This window comes from Candidatus Pelagibacter sp. HIMB1709, assembly GCF_052047635.1.
Taxonomy (GTDB): Bacteria; Pseudomonadota; Alphaproteobacteria; order Pelagibacterales; family Pelagibacteraceae; genus Pelagibacter.
Genome location: NZ_JBNAJW010000002.1, coordinates 217,359 through 238,390 on the forward strand (window position 1 = coordinate 217,359; position 21,032 = coordinate 238,390).

Genomic DNA, 21,032 nt, shown 5'->3' on the forward strand with positions numbered 1-21,032 from the left:
AAACACTGCTATGAGCACAACTATGAGCAATAATCTACCTGCACTTTCCAATGAGGGTGGTCTTTCTGCATACTTGGAGCAGATTAAAAAATTTCCAATGTTGGCTGCAGAAGAAGAATATATGTTAGCTAAAAATTGGAGGACAACTGGAAATGTAAAAGCGGCAGAAAAACTAGTTACAAGCCATTTAAGGCTGGTCGCGAAAATAGCTATGGGTTACAAAGGGTATGGTTTACCAGTAAATGAAATGATTTCTGAGGGAAATGTCGGTCTCATGCAGGCTGTTAAAAAATTTGAACCTGAAAAGGGTTTTAGATTAGCGACATATGCAATGTGGTGGATTAAAGCATCTATCCAAGAGTATATTTTAAGATCTTGGAGTCTTGTAAAAATTGGAACTACTACAGCTCAAAAGAAATTATTTTTTAATTTAAAGAAAATAAAAAATCAAATATCTCCTGAAACTGAAGGTGATTTAAGAGATGAGCATGTAAACCATATTGCTAATAAACTTGATGTAAGCAAGGAAGAAGTTGTTTCAATGAATAGAAGACTTTCTGGAAAAGAATTTTCATTGAATGCTCAAGTTGGAGAAGATGGAGATGAATGGCAAGATTGGTTAGTTGATAAAGAACTTGATCATGATTTAAAATTTGCTCAACATGAAGAAATGGAAAATAGAAAAGATCTCTTAAAAGACTCTATAAAAATTCTTAATGATAGAGAAAGAGAAATTTTATATTCGAGAAGACTGAATGATGATCCAACCACCCTGGAAGATTTAAGTAAGCAGTATAAAATTAGTAGAGAACGTGTTAGACAGATAGAAAATAAAGCATTTGAAAAACTTCAAAAACAGATGCTTCTTTTAGCTAAATCTAAAAACCTATTACCTGCAAATTAAATATCAAAAGGATTTTCAATTAAAATTGTATCTTCTCTTTCAGGACTCGTGGATACGCTTGATACTTTTGCACCAATAAAATCTTCAACTGCAAAAATATATTTTTTTGCATTTTCTGGTAACGAATCCATATTTTTAATTCCACTTGTAGAAACATTCCATCCTGGAAAAATTTTGTAAACAGGTCTAATTTTAATTTGATCCTCTACAGCTGCCGGCAAATAATCTATTGTTTTTCCATCAAGTTCATATGCTATACACATTTTAATTTCATCTAATTCATCAAGAACATCTAATTTGGTTAATGCTATACCATCAATTCCTGAAACTTTTATTGTTTGTCTTACTAAAACTCCATCAAACCAACCACATCTCCTTTTCCTACTTGTTACTGTTCCAAATTCTTTTCCTCTTGTTCCTAGCAATTCACCTACATTGTCAGTTAATTCAGTTGGAAAAGGACCTTCTCCCACTCGAGTAGTATAAGCTTTGGTAATTCCTAGAACATAATTAATAGAGTTGGGGCCACATCCAGTTCCTGTAGCTGCACTAGATGCAACTGTATTTGATGAAGTTACAAAAGGATATGTTCCATGATCAACATCTAACAAGATTCCTTGCGCTCCCTCAAATAATATTTTCTTTTTTTGTTTTTTGAATTGATCAATTTTTAGCCACACAGGTTGTGAAAATTCTAATATTTTAGGTGCTATTTTAAGTAATTCAGATTTCAGCTGATCTTTCTCAAAAATTTTTTTTCCTAAACCTTTTCTTATCGCATTATGATGAACTAGAACTGCTTCTAATCTCTGATCTAAGTTTTTTTCAGATCTTAGGTCCATTACTCGTATAGATCTTCTTCCAACCTTATCCTCATAAGCAGGTCCAATTCCTCTTCTTGTAGTTCCTATTTTACCTTTTCCTGCAGCATCTTCTCTTATCTCATCCATTTCTCTATGAAATGGTAGAATTAAATTTGCAGATTCTGATATAATAAAGTTATCTGTGTTAACTTCCACACCTTTAGATTTAATTTCTTCAATCTCATCTAATAAAGCCCATGGGTCTACAACTACTCCATTTCCAATTATTGAAATTTTTCCTTTTCTGACAATTCCAGATGGAAGCAGTCTTAATTTGTATGTTACTCCATCAATTACAAGTGTATGTCCTGCGTTATGCCCTCCTTGAAATCTAATTACAATATCTGCTTGCTCTGATAACCAATCAACTATTTTACCTTTTCCTTCATCACCCCATTGAGATCCAACAACAACTATATTTTTCATTATTTAAATTTTTTATCTATTTTTATTGAAATTAGATGGTTTATTGGGCCATGTCCTTTTCCATATTTAGGGTTAGAATTAATTGCAGAATTTACATACTTAATTCCAAGCTCACAAGATTTCTTTACAGTTTTTCCACATGATAAAAATGTTGTTATTGCACTAGATAAAGTACACCCAGTTCCGTGTGTATTCTGTGTATTATGTCTTTTGTTTCTAAAGATTTTAAGTTCATCCTTACTTACAAAAACATCCTCTACAAATTTGCTTTCTAAGTGACCACCTTTAATAAGTACATTTTTTGCTCCAAAATTAATTAATTTATATGCTGCATAAATCATTTCTTCTTTAGATTTTATTTTAGTTTTAGTAAGAATTTCTGCCTCTGGTATGTTGGGTGTGATAAGCAAAACTTTTTGTATTAATTTTGATTTTAAAAGATCGATTGCTTTACTATTTATTAATTTAACGCCACCTTTAGCAACCATTACTGGATCTAAAATTATTTTTTTAACTTTGATTTTATTTAAAGATTTTAACACAGACCTGATTACCTCAGGGGAATGAAGCATACCAATTTTTATTGCATCTGGTCTTATATCATTAGAAGTAAAAACAATTTGATTTAAAATTTCTCTTGGGTTAATTGCAACAATTGATTTTACTCCTGTAGTATTTTGAATTGTTACTGCTGTAATAGCTGTCATTGCATATGACCCTAAAGCTGTAATAGTTTTTATATCAGCTTGAATTCCAGCACCACCTGAGGAATCAGATCCTGCAATAATTAAAATTTTTGATTTTGGTCTCAAATTATTTTATTTTTTTTTGTATAATATTTAAACACTTAGATAAAAGAATTTTATTTTCACTTTCACCCATTAATCTTATTTTTGACTCTGTTCCTGATTTCCTTACTAAAATACGTCCATGACCTTTTATCAACTTCTCTGCAATTTTAATTTGTTTTTTAACCTCAGCATTTTGAATTATATTTTTATTTTTTACATCTATATTTATTAATATTTGTGGAGTTTTCTTAAATATATTAAAAAAATCACTTGCTCTTTTTCCTTTTCTTAATGCAAAAAGAGTCTCCAAGGCCACAAGCAAACCATCTCCTGTTGTAGCGAATTTACCTAATATAATATGTCCAGATTGCTCGCCACCTAAATTAAATTTATATTTTTGCATTTTTTCTTTAACATATCTATCTCCTACATCTGCACGAATAAATTTTATTTTCTCAGATTGAAAATATTTTTCTAAAGCAAAGTTTGACATCAGTGTCCCTACAACACCACCTTTTAGCATTTTTTTATTTTTCCATCTTGTTGCTAAAGCAGCAATAATTTGATCTCCATCTATAATGTTGCTTTTTTCATCACACATAATAATTCTGTCAGCATCACCATCTAAAGAAATTCCAATATGTGCATTATATTTTCTTACTGCAGATTTAATTTTATTTGGAAAAGTTGAACCACAATTCTTATTTATGTTTAAACCATTTGGTTTAACTCCTATAGCTATAACTTTTGCACCTAAAGATTTTAGTAATTCAGGTCCCGCTTTATAGGCAGCACCATTTGCACAATCGATTACTATTCTTAAACCTCTTAAATTAAATTCTTTATTAAAATTTTTTTTTAAAATTTTAATGTATTTTTTTGTACCAGTCTCTAATCGTTTAACCCTACCTAACTTTTCAGGCTTTGACAAATTGTTCAAAATATCTTTATCAATAATTCTCTCGATTTTCTTTTCTATTTTATCTGATAATTTCATTCCATCGGGACCAAATAATTTCAATCCGTTGTCATAATGTGGATTGTGTGAGGCCGTAATCATAATGCCCAAATTAGCTTTCATCTCTTTAGTCATCATGGCTAGACCATTTGTTGGCAAAGGTCCTAAAGTAAATACATGCATTCCAGCAGAAGCTAGACCTGCTACCAATGCAGGTTCCAAAGTATACCCAGATAATCTTGTGTCTTTAGCAATAATTGCTATTTGTTTTCTTCTTTTTTGAGATTTGAAGTAAGTTCCACTCGCTAAACCAAATCTAAAAAACATGTCCCCATTAATCTTTCGTCCATTAATAGGTCCTCTTATTCCATCGGTTCCAAAGTATTTTTTTGTCATTAATTTTTTATGATTTCTTTATAAGTTTTTATACTTTGCATAAGTTCATTTACATCATGAATTCTTAATATTTGTACTCCTTGAGACATTAAAAAAATTGAAGATGCCAATGTTCCACCTATTCTAAATTTACTATCGTTAATACCTGAAATCTCTTTAATAAATCTCTTTCTTGAATTACCAACAAGTATAGGAAAACCCAGTGAATGAAAAATAGAAATACCTCTAATCAAATTCATATTATGTTTCAAATTTTTTCCAAATCCAATACCAGGATCTAAGATAATATTATTGTGCCTTATTCCTTTCGATCTTATTAGTTTAATTTTCTCTTCGAAGAAATCATAAACATCTAACAATTCATTCATGTACTTTGGATTTTTTTGCATATTATCTGGATTACCTTGTGTGTGTTGAATGACAAAAGGAATTTTATAATTTTTCAAAACATTAATAGTTTCAGAATCATAACTTAAACCCGAAACATCATTGATCAACTTAACACCTAATTTAATACCTTTTTTCATGATTTTAGATTTTCTTGTATCTAAAGATATTGGAACTTTTTTACTTAATAAATTTAATATTTTTTTAATCCTATTCCATTCAGTTTTATCATTAATAGATTTTGACCCTGGCCTTGTAGACTCACCCCCAATATCAATTAAATTACTTCCTTGATCAAATAATTGAATAGCTCGTTCAGTTGCTTTTTTTTTTGTATTATATTTTCCACCATCAGAAAAACTATCTGGTGTTAGATTTAATACACCTAAAATATTTGGAATTTTTTTAAAATTAAAGTTTGAAAAATTTTTTTTACTTGATTTAATTTTTTGAATATCAAATTCAACTTTTGCTTTTAATGACCTTGGTAAATTTTTAATTTGATTAATAAATATTTTTTTTTTTGATTTTCTTGTAATTATTTCAATTTGATCGAAAGATATTTCTTTTATTTGACTTAAGGGAATTGCTTTTTTTTTATTTACTAATTCTTTTGATTGATTTCCATAGTAGAAATTACACGCTCTAGTGTAATGTCTATGCATGGATTTAATGTACTATTTTTGGCTTTAAACCCATCGCTCCTAAAGCTGAGTCCTGATCATCTTTTTGATCAGTATTTTCTAAAACTTTATCTTTAGGGTATAAATTTTTATTAATTATATTTTCAATTTCTTCACCTGTTAAAGTTTCATAAGTAATTAGAGCTTTTGCAATTTTATGAAGATCTTCAATTTTTTCTGTTAATATTTTTCTAGCTTCATTGTATCCCTCATCAACTAATTTTCTTATCTCTTTATCTATCTTTTGAGCAATGTCTTCTGATACTGATTGAGTTTGAGTCACTGATCTTCCCAAAAATACCTCTTCTTGATTTTCACCATACTCTACTGGTCCCATTTCTTCACTCATTCCATATTTAGTTACCATTGCTCTAGCTAATTGTGTTGCTTGGCTAATGTCAGAACCACTTCCACCTCCAGCGCCTGTAGAAATATTATCTTTTCCAAAAATTAATTCTTCCGCAACTCTACCTCCAAAACAAACAGCCAGTCTTGCTTTTAGATATTTAATTGAATAACCATGCTTATCTCTTTCTGGTAGATTCATTACCATTCCCAAAGCTCTTCCTCTAGGTATGATTGTAGCTTTATGAATAGGATCATAGCTTGGCATATTAAACGAAACCAATGCATGACCTCCTTCATGATATGCTGTTAATTTTTTTTCATCTTCAGTCATAACCATTGATCTTCTCTCAGCACCCATCATAACTTTGTCTTTTGCTTCTTCAAATTCTAACAATGTAACGATTCTTTTATTTTTTCTTGCAGCCAAAAGAGCAGCTTCGTTAACTAAATTAGCTAAATCTGCACCTGAAAAACCAGGTGTTCCGCGTGCTATAGTTCTCAAATTTACATCTGGTGATATTTTGATTTTTTTGACATGCACTTTCAAAATTTTTTCTCTACCAATAATATCTGGGTTTGAAACAACAACTTGTCTGTCAAATCTTCCGGGTCTTAGTAATGCTGGATCAAGTACATCAGGTCTATTAGTTGCAGCAATAATGATAACACCTTCATTGGTATCAAAACCATCCATCTCAACCAATAATTGATTTAAGGTTTGTTCTCTCTCATCATTACCTCCACCAAGTCCAGCTCCTCTACTTCTTCCTACAGCATCAATTTCATCAATAAAAATTATACAAGGTGAATTCTTTTTTCCTTGCTCAAACATATCTCTTACTCTTGAAGCACCTACTCCAACAAACATTTCAACAAAATCAGATCCTGAAATTGTAAAAAAAGGAACTCCTGCTTCGCCAGCTATTGCTCTCGCTAATAAAGTTTTACCTGTTCCTGGAGGACCTACGAGCAATGCACCTCTTGGTATCTTTCCTCCTAGTCGACTAAATTTTTTTGGATCTTTTAAAAATTCTACTATTTCTTCTACTTCTTCTTTCGCTTCCTCAACGCCAGCAACATCATTAAAAGTTACTTTACCCTTCAACTCGTTCATCATTTTTGCCTTTGATTTACCAAATCCCATGGCACCACCTTTTCCACCTTGCATTTGTCTCATAAAAAATATCCAAACAGCAATTAAAAGAAGCATTGGAAACCAGGAAAGAAGTACGCCAAATAAAGAAGGCATTTTTTCCTCTAAAGGTGCAGCAGATATACTTACACCTTTTTCTGATAACTTTTCTATTAAATTAGGATCGTTAGGTGCGTATGTAGAAAAAGTATTACCATTAGAATAAACTCCTTTTATATTATTTCCTTGAATTTCAACTTTTAATACTTCACCATTCTCCACAGAAGATAAAAAATCTGAAAAAATTATTTGATTTCCTCCTCTAATATTAGATTGAGGATTTTTGAACATATTATAAAGACCAATAGTTAAAAAAACTATTATTCCCCACATAGCTAGATTTTTTAAATTCATATAGTTAAAATAAGAATTATTAGCCAATTAACAAGTGACAAAATATCAGTTATTTCTTTTACTTTAGGCCTCTTTTGTCACAATGATTGTATTATTAACTTTCTTTAACAAACAATTCCCTAGAGTTATTTTAAAGGGATTAGGTTTGTTAACGAGTTCTATTATCATATTAATTTTTTTTCCTCTAACTGGATAATATTTATGACCTACAGATTTTATAATTTGTATCAAAGATCTAAATACTATTTCCTCTGGCTGATTAAAAAAATTTTTATTCAAAAATATCGAATCTTTTTCATCAAACCCTACACTGTTATCCCTAATATTTTTTTCAACAAAATAACTCATTGAAAAATTTGCAAATTTTAGATTTTTTATAGTTAAATTAAATTTATCTTTATCAAAGCCTTGAAATTGGAGATTCTGTATTAAATTTCTAATATAAGTTCTCTTATACTTATCATTTTTATTTGATGGATCCTCAACATATTGTTCAAAAATATTTTTTGACATAAATATCAGATCTTTCTTAGAAAATTTAAGTAAAGGTCTAATCAAATTAAGTCCTTTATAATCAGATTGAGCATCAAAAGAGACCAGTCCATTTAGGCCAGAACCCCTGGTCATTCTAATAAAGAAATTTTCAATTAAATCATCATTGTGATGGCCTAATAAAATATTCTTTATATTCAATTTTTTTGCTTGACGGATTAAAAGATTGTATCTTTTAAACCTTGCTGATGACTGAATGTTTTTAATAGGTTTTTTTCCATTCCACTTAAGGACATTTAATTTAATCAAATAATCTTTTAATAGATTCTTAACAAACTTTGCTTCCTCTGAGGAATTTTTCCTTAATTTATGATCAACTAAAAAATAATGTGCTTTAATCGAATTTTTAATTGCATAAATTTTTGTTAAAAAAGCAAGAGCTAAACTATCTGGTCCTCCTGATACAGCTACTAAGAAATCATCTTTTAATCTAAACTCTTTTTCAAATTTTTCATAAATTTGAAAAATTTTTTTATCTTTTAGTTTATTGATTAAAATCCTATGAGTCTTGTTTGATGCAGTCAAATTTCTTAGACTCATATTTTGCTTTTTGTAATACAGATTGATTAGCTTTTGGATATTGCAATTCTACACCATTTATCATTTTACAACCTTGGTCTTTCTCACCAATTTGAACCATTGAAACTCCAAGTTTGAGTAAATTAATTGGAGCCTTTTTACCTTTGGGGTATTTCTGATAACCTTCTAAATATGCAGATGCTGCATCAGTGTAAAGTTGTCTAATTCTAAAAGTTTCTGCATACCAATATTGAGCACTACCAGCCAACTCATCATTGGGATGAGTTAATACAAACTCTCTAAATGCTTTTTCCGCTGTTCCGTAGTCTCCAACCTTTAAAAAACTTGTTGCGAATTCATATTGTTTTCTAATTGACAAATCCTGAGGTAAAATTTTTTCTTCATTCTCAAAAATTTCTGTAACTACCGAAGCAGTTGTATCAACTGACTCGATTTTTTGTGATGTATCAGATGTTTCTGTGTCTTTATATGTTATCGAGCCTAGAAGCTGTGGTTGAGAACTTCCAGGTAGCATCTTGTTTTCCTCTACTTTGGGTTTTGAGCTTAATTGTTTAGCGGCATTAGTGTTAATGTTACTTAAATCGGTTTCTATTTCTTGAAATCTGACTTGTGTATCAGCTTGAATTTTTGTTAATCTATTTGAAAGTTTATCTAATTTAAAATTAATTTCCTCAAATTTATTTGTTAGTTCCCTAAATTGATTTTCAACCTCAGACAACTTAAGTAAATGTCGTGTTAAGACATCTTCAGAATTTGTATCATTTTCAACAAAATTTTGATCATTTGCTTTTGTTTTAATTTCAATTGAACCTGAGTAAACTGCTCTTTCAAGTGTTTTAAGATCATTTTTTATAATTTCTAATGTCTCATAAATGTTATGATTATCTGCAAAAGAAATGTTGGTTGTAAATAATATAGTAAAAAAGAAAATGAATTTAAAAGATAGAATTTTAAATTGATTTTTCATTTATAAATAACTTTATGTATTAAAATGGCAAAAAAAAGACCCCAAAACTTTTAATAGTATTGGGGTCTTATAATTTTAATTTTAGTTTGCTTTAACAGTTACTGATCTTCTGTTTTTTGACCATGCTAATGGGTTAGAACCTGAATCTACTGGTCTTTCTTTTCCATAACTTAAAACTGTTATCCTGTCAGAAGATACACCGTAAGTCATTAAGTAGTCTTTAGCAGCATTTGCTCTTCTCTCACCAAGAGCTAAGTTGTACTCTCTAGTTCCTCTTTCATCTGCATGACCTTCGACAACTACTGTAACGCTAGGATTTTGTCTTAACCAAGCAGCTTGGGCTCTTAATGTTTCTCTTGAAGCAGTTGTAAGTATTGACTCGTTTGTCGCAAAGAAAACTCTATCAGGAACACCATCAGCCAAATATTTTACCGATTCTGTTCCCACATATACATCGCCTTGCATTTGTCCCGCAATTTTTTCAATTTTAGTTACCTCCTCTTTTTTCTCTTCTTTCTTAGGCTCTTCTTTTTTAGGAGGCTCCTCTTGTATTGCTACTTCTTTTTTTGTTGCACACGCAGATAAAACTAGGCATGCCGTTAATACCAATAATGTATTTTTAAAAATTTTGCTTAAATTCATTAAATTGCTCCTTGCTGCTAAATTCAATTTTACACTTTTTCACAACTAAATAGATGTTTCAAGTATAAAAATCAAGAAATTTAGTATTATTCAATTAGAGGTATACCTTTAATTTTTATTAATTGCTTAATAAAGATGACCATGATGGGTCAGAGGCATCTGTGGGCGTAATTATTTGTCGTTCATTGTAGCCCGTTAAATCAATTGACCATAATTTTGCGGTAAAACCCTCACCTTTCGAATCTGTTTTAGTTTCTCTATAAAATATTAGAACTCTTCCATTAGGTGACCAAGACGGTGCCTCTTGATAATAGTTTTCTGTTAATAATCTTTCACCACTTCCATCAGTTCTCATAACTCCTATATAAAACTTGCCTTTGTGTAATTTTGTAAATGCAATTAAGTCTCCTCTTGGTGACCATACAGGTGTACCATACAAGCCATTTCCAAAAGAAATTCGTTTGACGTCACTGCCATCACTTTTCATAATATAAATTTGCTGATATCCACTTCGATCTGAGTTGAATGTAATATATTTTCCATCAGGGGAATAGGATGGTGAAGTATCAATTGAGGGATGATTGGTAATCCTCTCTACTATTCTATTTTCTAAATCCATTGTATAAATATCTGACTTACCATCGTTCGCAAAACTCATAATAATTTTTTTTCCATCAGGAGAAAATCTAGGTGCAAAAGTCATGCCAGGAAAATCTCCAACTACTTCTTGGGTTCCAGTTTCAATATCTAATAAATATACTCTCGGAAGATTTCTAAAATAAGATAAATATGTCACCATTTGACTCGTTGGATTAAATCTTGGAGTTAAAACCAATTCGTTTCCTAATGTTAAAAATTTATTATTGAATCCATCTTGATCCATGATTGCTAATTTTTTTATTCTTTGAGTCTTTGGGCCCTCTTCTGCTACATAAATTATTCTGGTATCAAAATATCCTTTCTCACCAGTCAATCGCTCATAAATTTTATCTGAAATAATATGACCTACTCTTCTCCAATTTGTTGGAACAGTTGTAAATGCTAAAGCCATCATTTCTTTAGCAGCAAGTACGTCCCATAATCTAAACTCAACTCTCAACTTATCATTTTCAAAACTTACTTTCCCGGTAACAAGTGCTTGGGCTTTAATTAGATTCCAATCCTCAAATCTAGGCTTTAAATGAGCTATGTCTGGAGCTTGCAAGAAAGCATCTTTATTTAATGGATTAAACAAACCTGAGGTTCTTAAATTATTTTCAACTATTAGTGAAATTTCCTCTCCAATATTTTCTTTTTCAAGAACTTTTTCAAAGCTTAATCTTGATTGTTCATTTATAGATAGAGGTGATATTGCTAATGGTAGAGGGTTTAAGTTTCCTCTAGTAATATCAACTTCAATTAGAGCAAAAGATTTTAAGGGAATAAAAATTAAAATTAAAAAGAATATTCTTATCATATATCTCGTTTATATTAGCCTTCTAACATTTCTCTTGCATCAAAATTTAATTGTAACTCTTTCCACCTTTCATAGCCAGTGCTAGGGACTCTCAAAGGTTGACATAATTTTACTGCTCTCAATGCACTTTCAGCCAAAACCTTATAAAATCCTTGTCCAGGCTTGTTCATTCTTGCATGATCTAAAATTTCTGTTTTAGTAACTGATCCATCTGGTTTTAATTCCAATTTAATTCTTACCAATAAATTTTCATTGTATGGTAAACCCAATGGTATACTCCAACAACCAAAAATTTGAGCTTTAAGAGCATCCTCTTCACTTAAGGTGAGGCCGGTGCTTTCAATATTTTTTACTTTATCTTGAGTAATATCATCATTATTTTTTTTAATTGTCTCAGCAGCCTCCTCTTTTGACTTATCAATCAAAGCTGCAATATTATTTGGATCAAATAAATCTTTTTTTTCAAATTCAGATACTTGTTTAACTTTAGTATCTACTTTGTCAGGGTTCTGTTTTTTCTCTTCTTTTGTTTCAATTTTTTTTAAATTTTTTTTTGGTAAAGGAACAGCTTCTGGATTTTGTTTTTCAATTTTTTTTTTAGTTTTTTCAGAAGAAACTACAGTTTTAGTTTTGTTTTTTTTTACTTTTTTTGGAGGAGCTTGTTCTGAAACTAATTTTTTTTCTTTCTCTTTTACTTTTTCTAAAGTTTTTTTTGCCTTTGGTGCATAAGGAATATTTGTCTTTTCAGCTATCTGAATTAGTTCAACAGATACTATGGGAGGAATATCAAGTGGTTTTTTAGCTAAGAATGGCAAACTTAAGGCTGTTACTAAAATTAATGCAGCATGTAGAATTGAGGAAACTATTATACTTCCATTCACACTTACTACCTTTGCTTATAAGGTTCTGAAATTAATGCTACTTTAGTAAAACCTGATCCTGACAGAAGTCCCATGATTTCAAGAACTCTACCATAATTAATAGTTTTATCACCTCTAACATATATTCTAGTATCAGTTCTATTTTTTGAAACTGCTAAAACTTTTGCAATAATATTATCATATTCAACTTTGGACTCTTGAATAAATATTTCTCCTTTTGCATTAATTGATAAGGTTAAAGGTTCTGTTTCTTCTGGCAATGAATCTGCAGAACTTTCGGGTAAATCAACTTGCACACCTACTGTCAATAAAGGAGCTGTTACCATAAATATTATTAACAATACCAACATAACATCCACAAAGGGTGTGACATTGATTTCACTCATTGGTTCTTTTGAAGAGCGATTTAACTTAAAAGCCATTTAAATAATTGTTAAAAATCTTTTGGAAAAATTCTCTAACTTTTCAGAATATTTTTTTGAGTCATTATTAAATTTATTGTAAGCAACTACTGCCGGGATTGCAGCTAAAAGTCCTAAGGCAGTAGCAAATAAAGCCTCGGCGATACCAGGTGCTACAATCGCTAAACTTGTATTTCTAGAAATTGCAATCGATTGAAAAGAATTCATGATTCCCCAAACTGTTCCGAATAATCCAATAAATGGCGCTGTTGAACCAACCGTTGCTAAAAAGGTAAAACCTTTTTCAATTTTTGTCATTTCTTTTTCCATTCCAGCCTCTAAAGATGCACTCATTCTCTCGCTCAGATTATTTCTTGATTTCTTTTTCAATAAACCTTCCATTGCACTTTGAAATACTAGAGACATAGGATCGTCAAGTTTACTAGGTAAGCTATTGTAAAAAGTTTCTGCAGACTTAGAATTCCAAAATTTCTCCTCAAACTCCTCGGACGATTTGTTAATTCTTTTAAATAACCTGTATTTATCAAAAATAATCGCCCAGGAATAAACTGAACAAAGTATTAAAATTATCATTACAGATTTTACAATTATGTCTGCTCTAAAAAATAAACTAAATAAGGAGAAGTCTGTGTTAGTTCCTAACTCGACTGCTTTTGACGCGATATCTGCTTCCATAATTACTAATCACACTGAAATGTGTCTTTATTTTGACTCTTATTTAGTAATTATATAATCAAAAATTTAATTAGAGACCTATTTTTGGTAAGTTTTCATAAAAATATTTTGCTATCAAAATTGCATCTGCCTTATTAGAATCTTTTTTTTTAGAGACTTCAGAAGCAATATATGGATACATTTCAATTACCTTAGTTCTACTAGCATCCTTCTCAGAATTTAATAAGTTAAAATGTTTTTTCCATTTAACAGGCCTCACTAAATGTAAAGATAACTTTAAAGCAGCACAAACTCCTTTAATTACTCCAAAAGATTGACCAAAACTAAACATTCCTGTTACTCCTTGACCGGGCATAGCACTCACACTCTCTAAAATTACCTTATCCTCAAAATTTAATTTTTGGTTAATTAAAATATTAGCAAGTTCAGCTGCATTAATTTGTCTTTTTGATTTAGTACCATCAATCATGATCGGCATATCACAGATCATTGTAATTTTACCATCTCTTAATACACAAATTGCTCCGCTTACACCAGGATCTATGCCAACTATAGTCATTAATAAATCATTTTTGAGTTTGTAAATATATTTTGAACATCATCATCTTCATCTAGCTGTTCTAAAAACTTAATCATATTTTCTTTGCCATCCGAAGATAAATCTAAAGTATTTAATGGCACCCACTCTATATTAGTGGAAATAAAGTTGCTTATATTTTCTTCTAATTTTTTCTTAACTTCATAAATTTCATTTATCTCTGTATGTATTTCATGATGATCTTCTTTCGATAAACAATCTTGTGCACCTGCACTTATTGCTAGATCTAAGATATCATCATTACTAATTTCTTTTTTTTCAATTTTAATAACACCTAACTGTTTAAAGTTATGAGAAGCAGATCCTTGGGTACCTAAACTACCTCCAGCTTTTTGAAACATGGTTCTAATGTTAGATGCTGTTCTATTTTTATTATCAGTCAAAGTTTCAACAATAACTGCAACTTTTTCTGGTCCAAAACCTTCGTATCTTAAGCTTTCAAAATTTGAACCTGTTGCAGCAGATGATTTATCAATTGCTCTTTCAATATTATCTTTTGGCATATTTGCTGATCTAGCGGCCTGGACAGCTGATCTTAATCTTGGGTTCATTGCTGGATCTTTATCACCAAGTTTTGCGGCAACTGTAATCTCTTTTGATAATTTTGAAAATATTTTAGACCTTTGTTTATCAGCCTTTCCTTTTTTATGTTTAATTCCAGCCCAATGAGAGTGTCCAGCCATAATAAATTAAAAATTTTTTAATTGGTTTCCAAATATATAACTTTGTACATTATTTGCTAAACCAGTATTTATATCACAATCTACAATAACTCCAGATAAAGTAGCATCACCTGTTGCAGGAAAATGTTTTACTGAATTTTTTTTTAAAAATCTATTAAGTGAATTTTCTTTGTTCATTCCAATAACAGAGTCATAATCTCCACACATACCTGCATCAGTTTGATAGGCAGTACCACCTTTTAAAATTCTAGCATCATTTGTAGGTATATGTGTATGTGTACCTACCACTAAAGTTGCGTGACCATCAAAAAAGTGACCAATAGCATTCTTCTCACTTGTTATTTCTCCATGAAAATCAATTATCAATAAATCATAGTCATGTTTTAACTTATTTTTTTCTAAAAATTTTTGAGAAATTTCAAATACATCTTCACATTTTTTCATAAAAACGTTTCCCATTAAATTCAAAACTCCAACTTTTACGTTATCTTTTGAGTGATATACATGAAATCCTTTACCTGGTGCTGGCTCAAATAAATTTTTTGGTCTTAATAATCTCTCTTCAGTATCAATATATTTCATTATATCTTTTTGATCCCAAACATGGTTTCCCGTTGTAATAACATCTACTCCACATGCAAAAAAATCTTCACATATTTCTTTTGTTAAACCAACTCCATGAGCAGCAGCATTTTCTCCATTGGCAATCACAAAATCTATGTCTTTTAATTTTTTTTCACTCATCAAATTACTAACAAGTTTTGAGCAACCTGTTACTCCTACAACATCACCTAAAAATAATACTCTCATTCAAATATTTCTTTTTCTGTTATAATATAATCTAATTTCTTATCAAATTTAGATATGGGAATTTTTTTTACTCTTTGATGTGAAAAAGCCAAACCAATATTCACTGTTTTTTTAATCTTTGTAATTTTTTCTAAATAACGGTCATAAAATCCTCCGCCATAACCCAATCTATTAAGATTTCTGTCAAATGCTACTAAAGGAATAAATATTATATCTGGATAAACTTTTTTTGAAGATGAAGGTTCAGATATTCCATATTTATTTATACTAAAAGGATCACTCATTGAATGCTCAAAAAAATTCATTTGATTATTTTTTTTTATAACAGGTAATGAAATTCTAATGTTTTTTTTTTCAAAGAAACTCAAAATGTCAGAATCATCAATTTCAAAATTACAAGGATAATAACCACCTATACTGTTAAATTTAAAACCTTTATTTTTAAAAAATAAATTAATTATCGAAGGAATAATTTTTAAATTTTCGTTATAATTCTTTTTTCTAATTTTTAAAATTTTTCTTCTTAACTTTGATTTTGTCACTAAATTATTGAGAAATATTTTCTAATTTTGCTTTTTTTACAAAATTTGAAATTTCATCAGCAGCTTCATCAATCAACTGCTCATATTTTTTTTGATTTTCTTCAATTTCGTTTTTGAAATTTTTATGATTTAAATTTAATTCTTTAATCTCTGAATCTTTCTGATCTTTATATTCATAAATTAATGATTTCAGCTCCTTAAATTTATTAGTCAAATCGTAAAGTTCCTTCTTTTTTTGATCTACTTTTTTTTTTGTTTCGTAATATTCATCCATAATTTTAACTGCGGTAATTAAAAGAAGCTTATTTTCCCCTAGATTTCCAAGATCATCTTTAAGCTGGTTAAATTTTTGATTAATATGAAATAATAATTCTTCTAAATGCTCTTCCTGTCCATCATCACAGGATAATAAAAACTCTTTGTTGTTAAATTTAACTTTTACATTTGCCATTTATCAATTTCCTCTAATAAAGTATCTGTTTCTTGATTTAATTCATCTATTTTTTCAGAAAATTCTATTTGCTTTCTTTGCTCTAGTTTCTCTTTATCTTTTATTTCTTTAAGTTTTTTTGACAAATTTTCATGTTCTTCTAATAAATTTTTGTATTTATTTTCAAGTTCATTTTTTTCAATTTCTAATTGATTTTTTTGCAAATTTAAATTCTCAATATTTTTTTGTAAATCAGGATTGCTAAGATCCAAATTTTTTAATTCCTCCAAAGCTATATTTAATTTTTTTTCTTTTTCGTTTATAGAATTCATATATATATGTTTATATTATAAAATAGAATCTTCTTAGTCTAGTCAGGATAATTTTGAGTAAACTACACAATCAATTAGCTAATTGCATTAGATTTTTATCAATCGATGCTATTCAAAAAGCAAATTCTGGACATCCGGGGATGCCAATGGGTATGGCTGATGTTGCAACAGTATTGTTTAAAGATTATTTAAAATTTAATCCAAAAAATCCAGATTGGTTAAATAGAGATAGATTTGTTCTTTCAGCTGGGCATGGTTCGATGTTGTTATATTCTCTACTGCATCTAACAGGATATAAAAGCGTTTCAATTAATAGCATAAAAAAGTTTAGACAACTTAATTCTGTTTGTGCGGGTCACCCAGAATATCATCCAAAAACTGGCATTGAAACTACCACGGGCCCTCTTGGACAAGGAATAGCTAATGCTGTTGGTTTTGCAATCGCTGAAGAAATTTTAAAAAAAAAATTAGGGGAAAACTTAATTAATCATAAAACTTATGTTTTAGCTGGTGATGGTTGTTTGATGGAAGGAATTAGTCATGAGGCAATGAGTTTGGCTGGTCATTTAAAACTTAAAAATTTAGTAATGCTATTTGATAATAATAAAATTTCAATTGATGGTCCAACTAGTCTTGCGGTATCAGATAATTTTAAAAAAAGATTTGAAAGCTATGGTTGGGATTATATTTTAATAGATGGTCATAATGAAAAACAAATCAATAGAGCTTTAAAAAAAGTTCAAAATGCAAAAAGACCAACTGTTATTTCTTGCAAAACAAAAATAGGATATGGTTCGCCAAATAAATCTGGTAAATCATCTTCGCATGGCAGTCCGTTAGGACTAGAGGAAATTAAGCTAGTCAGAAAAGTTTTAAATTGGAATTATAAACCTTTTGAAATTCCAAATAAATTATTGAAAGAATGGAGAAAAATTGGAGACAAAGGTCAATTTATTGAGAAAAAGTGGAATAAATTATTTAAAAAAAATAAAAAAAAATTCAACCAAGTTGCAAAAAATAACTTTAAAAACATTCTTGATGCAGAAAAGAAAAATGCTTTAAAAGAACTTAAGAGCTTGGCAACAAGGAAATCCTCTGAACTAACTTTAAATGCATTAACTAATAAAAATAATTGTCTTATTGGAGGATCTGCAGATTTAGCTGGATCTAATAATACTAAAACAAAAAAACATAAGATTATTGAACCAGGAAAATTTGATGGAAATTACATACACTATGGTGTTAGAGAACACGCAATGAGTGGGATAATGAATGGAATTGCACTACATAGTAATTTTATTCCTTACGGTGGAACTTTTTTAATATTTTCTGATTATTGCAAACCTTCAATTAGATTGTCAGCTTTAATGCAGCAAAGGGTAATTTACGTTATGACCCATGACTCCATTGGTCTTGGAGAAGATGGTCCAACACATCAACCAATAGAACAATTATCAGGCTTACGATCAATACCAAATTTGAATGTTTTTAGACCAGCTGACAGAGTTGAAACAATTGAATGCTGGGAACATGCCTTAAAAAGTCCAAAAACTCCAAGTATTTTATCTTTAACCAGACAAAATTTAAATCCAATTAGAAAAAAATATTCACCAAAAAATAAATGTTCACTTGGAGCTTATGAAATTCTTAGAACTAATAAAAAAATTAAATTAACTATTTTTGCTAGTGGCTCAGAAGTTAATCTTGCAATCGAAATAAGTCATAAATTAGCCAAAGAAAAAATCTATAGTAAAGTTGTATCAGTGCCATGTATGGAACTTTTTGATCAACAATCAAATTCTTATAAAAAGAAAATTGTAAATGAGACAAAATATAAAATATCAATAGAAGCTGGTTCGAGTGATTGTTGGAAGAAATACATTGGCGAAAGTGGAAAAATTTTTGGAATTAACGAATTTGGTAAAAGTGCACCTTACAAAGTAATTTATAATTACTTTGGACTAACAAAAGAAAATATAACAAAAGAAACAAAAAAATTAATATAGAAATAATTCTGTGACTATAAAAATTGGAATAAATGGAATGGGTAGAATTGGTCGAATGGTAGTTAGATCAATAATTGAAAGTCAAAACAAAAATTTACAAATTAAACATATCAATAACAGATCAAATTCAGAGGCTACATGCACACTAATTAAATACGACTCTATTCACGGAAAATTTAATGCAGATGTAGGATTTGATGAAAATCACTTAATTATAAACAAAGATAAAATTTCATTTTCTCAAGAATCTAATATTGAAAACATTAATTGGAAAAAATTTGATGTTGATTATGTTTTTGAATGCACAGGAAAATTTAATTCTAAAGAAAAACTTATAGCTCACATAAATAATGGAGCTAAGAAAGTGATTGTATCAGCTCCATGTAAAAATGCAGACAAAACAATTGTCTTTGGGGTAAATGAAAAAAATATGTCTAAAGATGATCTCATAATTTCAGCAGCTTCATGTACTACAAATTGTTTAGCACCAGTAGTTCATGTATTAAATGAAAACTTTGAGATAGAAAAAGGTTTTATGACTACAATTCATGCTTTTACCAGTGACCAAAGAATTTTAGATAATTCTCATAAAGATCCTCGAAGAGCAAGAGCAGCTAGCCAATCTATTGTGCCAACATCAACTGGGGCATCCAAAGCAATTGGTGAGATAATCCCAAGTTTAAAAGGGAAATTAGAGGGTGTAGCTATGAGAGTTCCAACACCAAATGTTTCTCTTGTAGAATTAGTTTTTTGTACCAAAAAAAATATTGATATTGAAAAAATAAATAATTCATTTGAATTAGCTTCAAAAAATAAACTCAAAAATATATTAGAATTTACTCGAGAAAAATTAGTGTCTATTGATTTTAATCATCATTCTGCCTCAGCAATTGTTGATAGTTCATTAACAAATGTTGTGGGAAATAATATGGGAAAAATTTCTGCTTGGTATGACAACGAATGGGGTTTTTCTAATCGTATGTGTGATATCGCTGAATATATAGATCAAAACTCTTAATGAGAAGTATTTTAGGGCAGCACAATCTTGAAAATAAAAAAATAATTTTAAGATTGGACTTAAACGTTCCGTTAATTGATGGAATAATTACAGATACTACAAGAATAGATAAAATCGTTCAGACTATTAAATTTTTATTAGAACAAAATTCTAAAATAATTATTTTATCACATGTAGGAAGACCTAAAGGCAAAATTATAGAGGAGCTTTCATTAAAGCCAATTGGAGAAGAATTAGAAAAAAAATTAAATGAAAAAGTAAAATTAATAAAAGATAATATTTATAAAATTGATAAAAATTTTATTGAAGGTTTTAATGAAAAAATTCTACTTCTAGAAAATATAAGATATTATCCAGAAGAAGAAAATAATGATGAAAAATTTGCAGAACATTTAGCAAGTCTAGGTGATATTTATGTCAATGATGCTTTCTCATGCTCTCATAGGGCTCATGCTTCAGTTTGTGAAATTTCAAAATTTTTACCTTCATTTTCAGGTTTACAATTAGATTTAGAAATTGAGGCTTTAAAAAAAATTACTTCTAATATTACAAAACCTGTTACATGCATTATTGGAGGATCTAAGATTTCAACAAAAATTAATGTTATTAAAAATTTAATATCAAAGTTTGATAATATTATAATTGTTGGAGGTATGGCTAATAACATTATTGATTATCAGGGAAATAATATTGGAAAATCGATTAAAGAAGAAAATGTGAATTCAATTGTAAATGAAATAATTTCGCTTTCAAAAAAAGAAAATTGTAAAATTATTTACCCTGAAGATGTTGTTGTTTCCAATAATTTAAATGGCCTACCTAAAATAAAAGAATTAAGTGAAATTAATTCAGATGAAATGATTTTAGACATAGGACCAAAAACAATTAAAAAAATTTCTGAAATTATAGATATTACTAAAACAATATTGTGGAATGGGCCCGCTGGATATTTTGAAAATCCTGATTTTGCAAATGGCAGTATTGAAATTGCAAAAAAAATAATTGAAAATAATAAAGAAAATAAAATTTATTCAGTTGCTGGTGGTGGTGATACTGTATCATTACTGAATAGTTTAAATGCTGTTGAAAATTTTAATTTTGTTTCAACTGCTGGTGGAGCTTTCTTAGAATATCTTGAAGGGAAAGAGCTTCCTGGTATAAAAGCTCTTAATTAAT

Annotated in this window: 22 protein-coding genes; 4 read left to right on the forward strand and 18 right to left on the reverse strand. The window is 29.4% G+C overall.

Features of this window, described 5'->3' with window-relative positions:
- Positions 1-22: 22 nt before the first annotated feature.
- On the forward strand, positions 23-904 hold the full coding sequence (rpoH, locus tag ACTTAR_RS07295; protein ID WP_440681149.1) for an RNA polymerase sigma factor RpoH: 882 nt from the start codon (positions 23-25) through the stop codon (positions 902-904).
- Here rpoH and ACTTAR_RS07300 read toward each other — a convergent pair.
- From ACTTAR_RS07300 to ACTTAR_RS07385, 18 genes are all read right to left on the reverse strand, one after another.
- Positions 901-2,193 (reverse strand): adenylosuccinate synthase, encoded by a 1,293-nt coding sequence (locus ACTTAR_RS07300; protein WP_440698144.1) that lies wholly within the window; start codon positions 2,191-2,193, stop codon positions 901-903. The genes rpoH and ACTTAR_RS07300 overlap by 4 nt on opposite strands.
- Complete coding sequence (gene thiD / locus ACTTAR_RS07305; protein WP_440698145.1) at positions 2,193-3,005, reverse strand: bifunctional hydroxymethylpyrimidine kinase/phosphomethylpyrimidine kinase; 813 nt, start codon at positions 3,003-3,005, stop codon at positions 2,193-2,195. The genes ACTTAR_RS07300 and thiD overlap by 1 nt, the downstream gene beginning before the upstream one ends.
- Position 3,006: 1 nt before the next feature.
- Positions 3,007-4,338 carry a phosphoglucosamine mutase gene (glmM, locus tag ACTTAR_RS07310; RefSeq protein ID WP_440698146.1) on the reverse strand — a complete coding sequence of 444 codons (1,332 nt, stop codon included), beginning with the start codon at positions 4,336-4,338 and terminating at the stop codon, positions 3,007-3,009.
- Complete coding sequence (folP, locus tag ACTTAR_RS07315) at positions 4,338-5,390, reverse strand: dihydropteroate synthase (RefSeq protein WP_440698147.1); 1,053 nt, start codon at positions 5,388-5,390, stop codon at positions 4,338-4,340. The genes glmM and folP overlap by 1 nt, the downstream gene beginning before the upstream one ends.
- 4 nt (positions 5,391-5,394) lie before the next feature.
- Complete coding sequence (gene ftsH / locus ACTTAR_RS07320) at positions 5,395-7,302, reverse strand: ATP-dependent zinc metalloprotease FtsH (protein ID WP_440681154.1); 1,908 nt, start codon at positions 7,300-7,302, stop codon at positions 5,395-5,397.
- A 63-nt stretch (positions 7,303-7,365) separates the two neighbouring features.
- Positions 7,366-8,394, reverse strand: coding sequence for a tRNA lysidine(34) synthetase TilS (gene tilS, locus ACTTAR_RS07325; protein WP_440698148.1), 1,029 nt, complete (start codon positions 8,392-8,394; stop codon positions 7,366-7,368).
- On the reverse strand, positions 8,354-9,361 hold the full coding sequence (gene ybgF / locus ACTTAR_RS07330) for a tol-pal system protein YbgF (protein WP_440698149.1): 1,008 nt from the start codon (positions 9,359-9,361) through the stop codon (positions 8,354-8,356). The genes tilS and ybgF overlap by 41 nt, the downstream gene beginning before the upstream one ends.
- An 81-nt stretch (positions 9,362-9,442) precedes the next feature.
- Positions 9,443-10,003: a peptidoglycan-associated lipoprotein Pal gene (pal, locus tag ACTTAR_RS07335; RefSeq protein ID WP_440698150.1), complete on the reverse strand. Its 561-nt coding sequence runs from the start codon at positions 10,001-10,003 to the stop codon at positions 9,443-9,445.
- Positions 10,004-10,121: 118 nt separating this feature from the next.
- Positions 10,122-11,459 (reverse strand): Tol-Pal system beta propeller repeat protein TolB, encoded by a 1,338-nt coding sequence (gene tolB / locus ACTTAR_RS07340; RefSeq protein ID WP_440681159.1) that lies wholly within the window; start codon positions 11,457-11,459, stop codon positions 10,122-10,124.
- A gap of 14 nt (positions 11,460-11,473) precedes the next feature.
- Positions 11,474-12,340 (reverse strand): energy transducer TonB, encoded by an 867-nt coding sequence (locus ACTTAR_RS07345; RefSeq protein ID WP_440681160.1) that lies wholly within the window; start codon positions 12,338-12,340, stop codon positions 11,474-11,476.
- A gap of 5 nt (positions 12,341-12,345) precedes the next feature.
- Entirely contained in the window at positions 12,346-12,762 is a 417-nt protein-coding gene (gene tolR / locus ACTTAR_RS07350) for a protein TolR (RefSeq protein WP_440681161.1), read from the reverse strand.
- Complete coding sequence (gene tolQ, locus ACTTAR_RS07355) at positions 12,763-13,437, reverse strand: protein TolQ (RefSeq protein ID WP_440681162.1); 675 nt, start codon at positions 13,435-13,437, stop codon at positions 12,763-12,765.
- A gap of 70 nt (positions 13,438-13,507) precedes the next feature.
- Complete coding sequence (locus tag ACTTAR_RS07360; RefSeq protein WP_440698151.1) at positions 13,508-13,996, reverse strand: crossover junction endodeoxyribonuclease; 489 nt, start codon at positions 13,994-13,996, stop codon at positions 13,508-13,510.
- Positions 13,996-14,718 (reverse strand): YebC/PmpR family DNA-binding transcriptional regulator, encoded by a 723-nt coding sequence (locus ACTTAR_RS07365; RefSeq protein ID WP_440681164.1) that lies wholly within the window; start codon positions 14,716-14,718, stop codon positions 13,996-13,998. Before ACTTAR_RS07365 ends, ACTTAR_RS07360 begins: the two co-directional genes overlap by 1 nt.
- 6 nt (positions 14,719-14,724) lie before the next feature.
- A complete protein-coding gene (locus tag ACTTAR_RS07370) occupies positions 14,725-15,528 on the reverse strand; it encodes a TIGR00282 family metallophosphoesterase (protein ID WP_440698152.1) in 804 nt (267 codons plus the stop codon).
- On the reverse strand, positions 15,525-16,070 hold the full coding sequence (locus ACTTAR_RS07375; RefSeq protein WP_440681166.1) for a 5-formyltetrahydrofolate cyclo-ligase: 546 nt from the start codon (positions 16,068-16,070) through the stop codon (positions 15,525-15,527). The genes ACTTAR_RS07370 and ACTTAR_RS07375 overlap by 4 nt, the downstream gene beginning before the upstream one ends.
- Before the next feature lie 4 nt (positions 16,071-16,074).
- Complete coding sequence (locus ACTTAR_RS07380; protein WP_440698153.1) at positions 16,075-16,521, reverse strand: cell division protein ZapA; 447 nt, start codon at positions 16,519-16,521, stop codon at positions 16,075-16,077.
- Positions 16,509-16,832 (reverse strand): 5-formyltetrahydrofolate cyclo-ligase, encoded by a 324-nt coding sequence (locus ACTTAR_RS07385; protein WP_440681168.1) that lies wholly within the window; start codon positions 16,830-16,832, stop codon positions 16,509-16,511. Before ACTTAR_RS07385 ends, ACTTAR_RS07380 begins: the two co-directional genes overlap by 13 nt.
- Before the next feature lie 53 nt (positions 16,833-16,885).
- Between ACTTAR_RS07385 and tkt the strand changes: the two genes are divergently transcribed.
- Genes tkt through ACTTAR_RS07400 form a run of 3 tightly spaced genes read left to right on the forward strand, consistent with a single transcriptional unit; the run spans position 16,886 to position 21,031 of the window.
- Positions 16,886-18,838, forward strand: coding sequence for a transketolase (tkt, locus tag ACTTAR_RS07390; RefSeq protein ID WP_440698154.1), 1,953 nt, complete (start codon positions 16,886-16,888; stop codon positions 18,836-18,838).
- Between the two features lie 10 nt (positions 18,839-18,848).
- The gene (gene gap, locus ACTTAR_RS07395; RefSeq protein WP_440698155.1) at positions 18,849-19,856 is read left to right on the forward strand and encodes a type I glyceraldehyde-3-phosphate dehydrogenase; all 1,008 of its coding nucleotides are present in this window, start codon (positions 18,849-18,851) and stop codon (positions 19,854-19,856) included.
- The gene (locus ACTTAR_RS07400; protein ID WP_440698156.1) at positions 19,856-21,031 is read left to right on the forward strand and encodes a phosphoglycerate kinase; all 1,176 of its coding nucleotides are present in this window, start codon (positions 19,856-19,858) and stop codon (positions 21,029-21,031) included. The genes gap and ACTTAR_RS07400 overlap by 1 nt, the downstream gene beginning before the upstream one ends.
- Position 21,032: the final 1 nt, after the last annotated feature.

Excerpts from the sequence above, each read along its gene's own strand:
- rpoH (WP_440681149.1), top strand. The coding sequence starts at position 23 with ATGAGCAATAATCTACCTGCACTTTCCAATGAGGGTGGTCTTTCTGCA.
- ACTTAR_RS07300 (WP_440698144.1), bottom strand. The coding sequence starts at position 2,193 with ATGAAAAATATAGTTGTTGTTGGATCTCAATGGGGTGATGAAGGAAAA.
- glmM (WP_440698146.1), bottom strand. The coding sequence starts at position 4,338 with ATGACAAAAAAATACTTTGGAACCGATGGAATAAGAGGACCTATTAAT.
- folP (WP_440698147.1), bottom strand. The coding sequence starts at position 5,390 with ATGCATAGACATTACACTAGAGCGTGTAATTTCTACTATGGAAATCAA.
- ftsH (WP_440681154.1), bottom strand. The coding sequence starts at position 7,302 with ATGAATTTAAAAAATCTAGCTATGTGGGGAATAATAGTTTTTTTAACT.
- tilS (WP_440698148.1), bottom strand. The coding sequence starts at position 8,394 with ATGAGTCTAAGAAATTTGACTGCATCAAACAAGACTCATAGGATTTTA.
- ybgF (WP_440698149.1), bottom strand. The coding sequence starts at position 9,361 with ATGAAAAATCAATTTAAAATTCTATCTTTTAAATTCATTTTCTTTTTT.
- pal (WP_440698150.1), bottom strand. The coding sequence starts at position 10,003 with ATGAATTTAAGCAAAATTTTTAAAAATACATTATTGGTATTAACGGCA.
- tolB (WP_440681159.1), bottom strand. The coding sequence starts at position 11,459 with ATGATAAGAATATTCTTTTTAATTTTAATTTTTATTCCCTTAAAATCT.
- tolR (WP_440681161.1), bottom strand. The coding sequence starts at position 12,762 with ATGGCTTTTAAGTTAAATCGCTCTTCAAAAGAACCAATGAGTGAAATC.
- tolQ (WP_440681162.1), bottom strand. The coding sequence starts at position 13,437 with ATGGAAGCAGATATCGCGTCAAAAGCAGTCGAGTTAGGAACTAACACA.
- ACTTAR_RS07360 (WP_440698151.1), bottom strand. The coding sequence starts at position 13,996 with ATGACTATAGTTGGCATAGATCCTGGTGTAAGCGGAGCAATTTGTGTA.
- ACTTAR_RS07365 (WP_440681164.1), bottom strand. The coding sequence starts at position 14,718 with ATGGCTGGACACTCTCATTGGGCTGGAATTAAACATAAAAAAGGAAAG.
- ACTTAR_RS07370 (WP_440698152.1), bottom strand. The coding sequence starts at position 15,528 with ATGAGAGTATTATTTTTAGGTGATGTTGTAGGAGTAACAGGTTGCTCA.
- ACTTAR_RS07380 (WP_440698153.1), bottom strand. The coding sequence starts at position 16,521 with ATGGCAAATGTAAAAGTTAAATTTAACAACAAAGAGTTTTTATTATCC.
- ACTTAR_RS07385 (WP_440681168.1), bottom strand. The coding sequence starts at position 16,832 with ATGAATTCTATAAACGAAAAAGAAAAAAAATTAAATATAGCTTTGGAG.
- ACTTAR_RS07400 (WP_440698156.1), top strand. The coding sequence starts at position 19,856 with ATGAGAAGTATTTTAGGGCAGCACAATCTTGAAAATAAAAAAATAATT.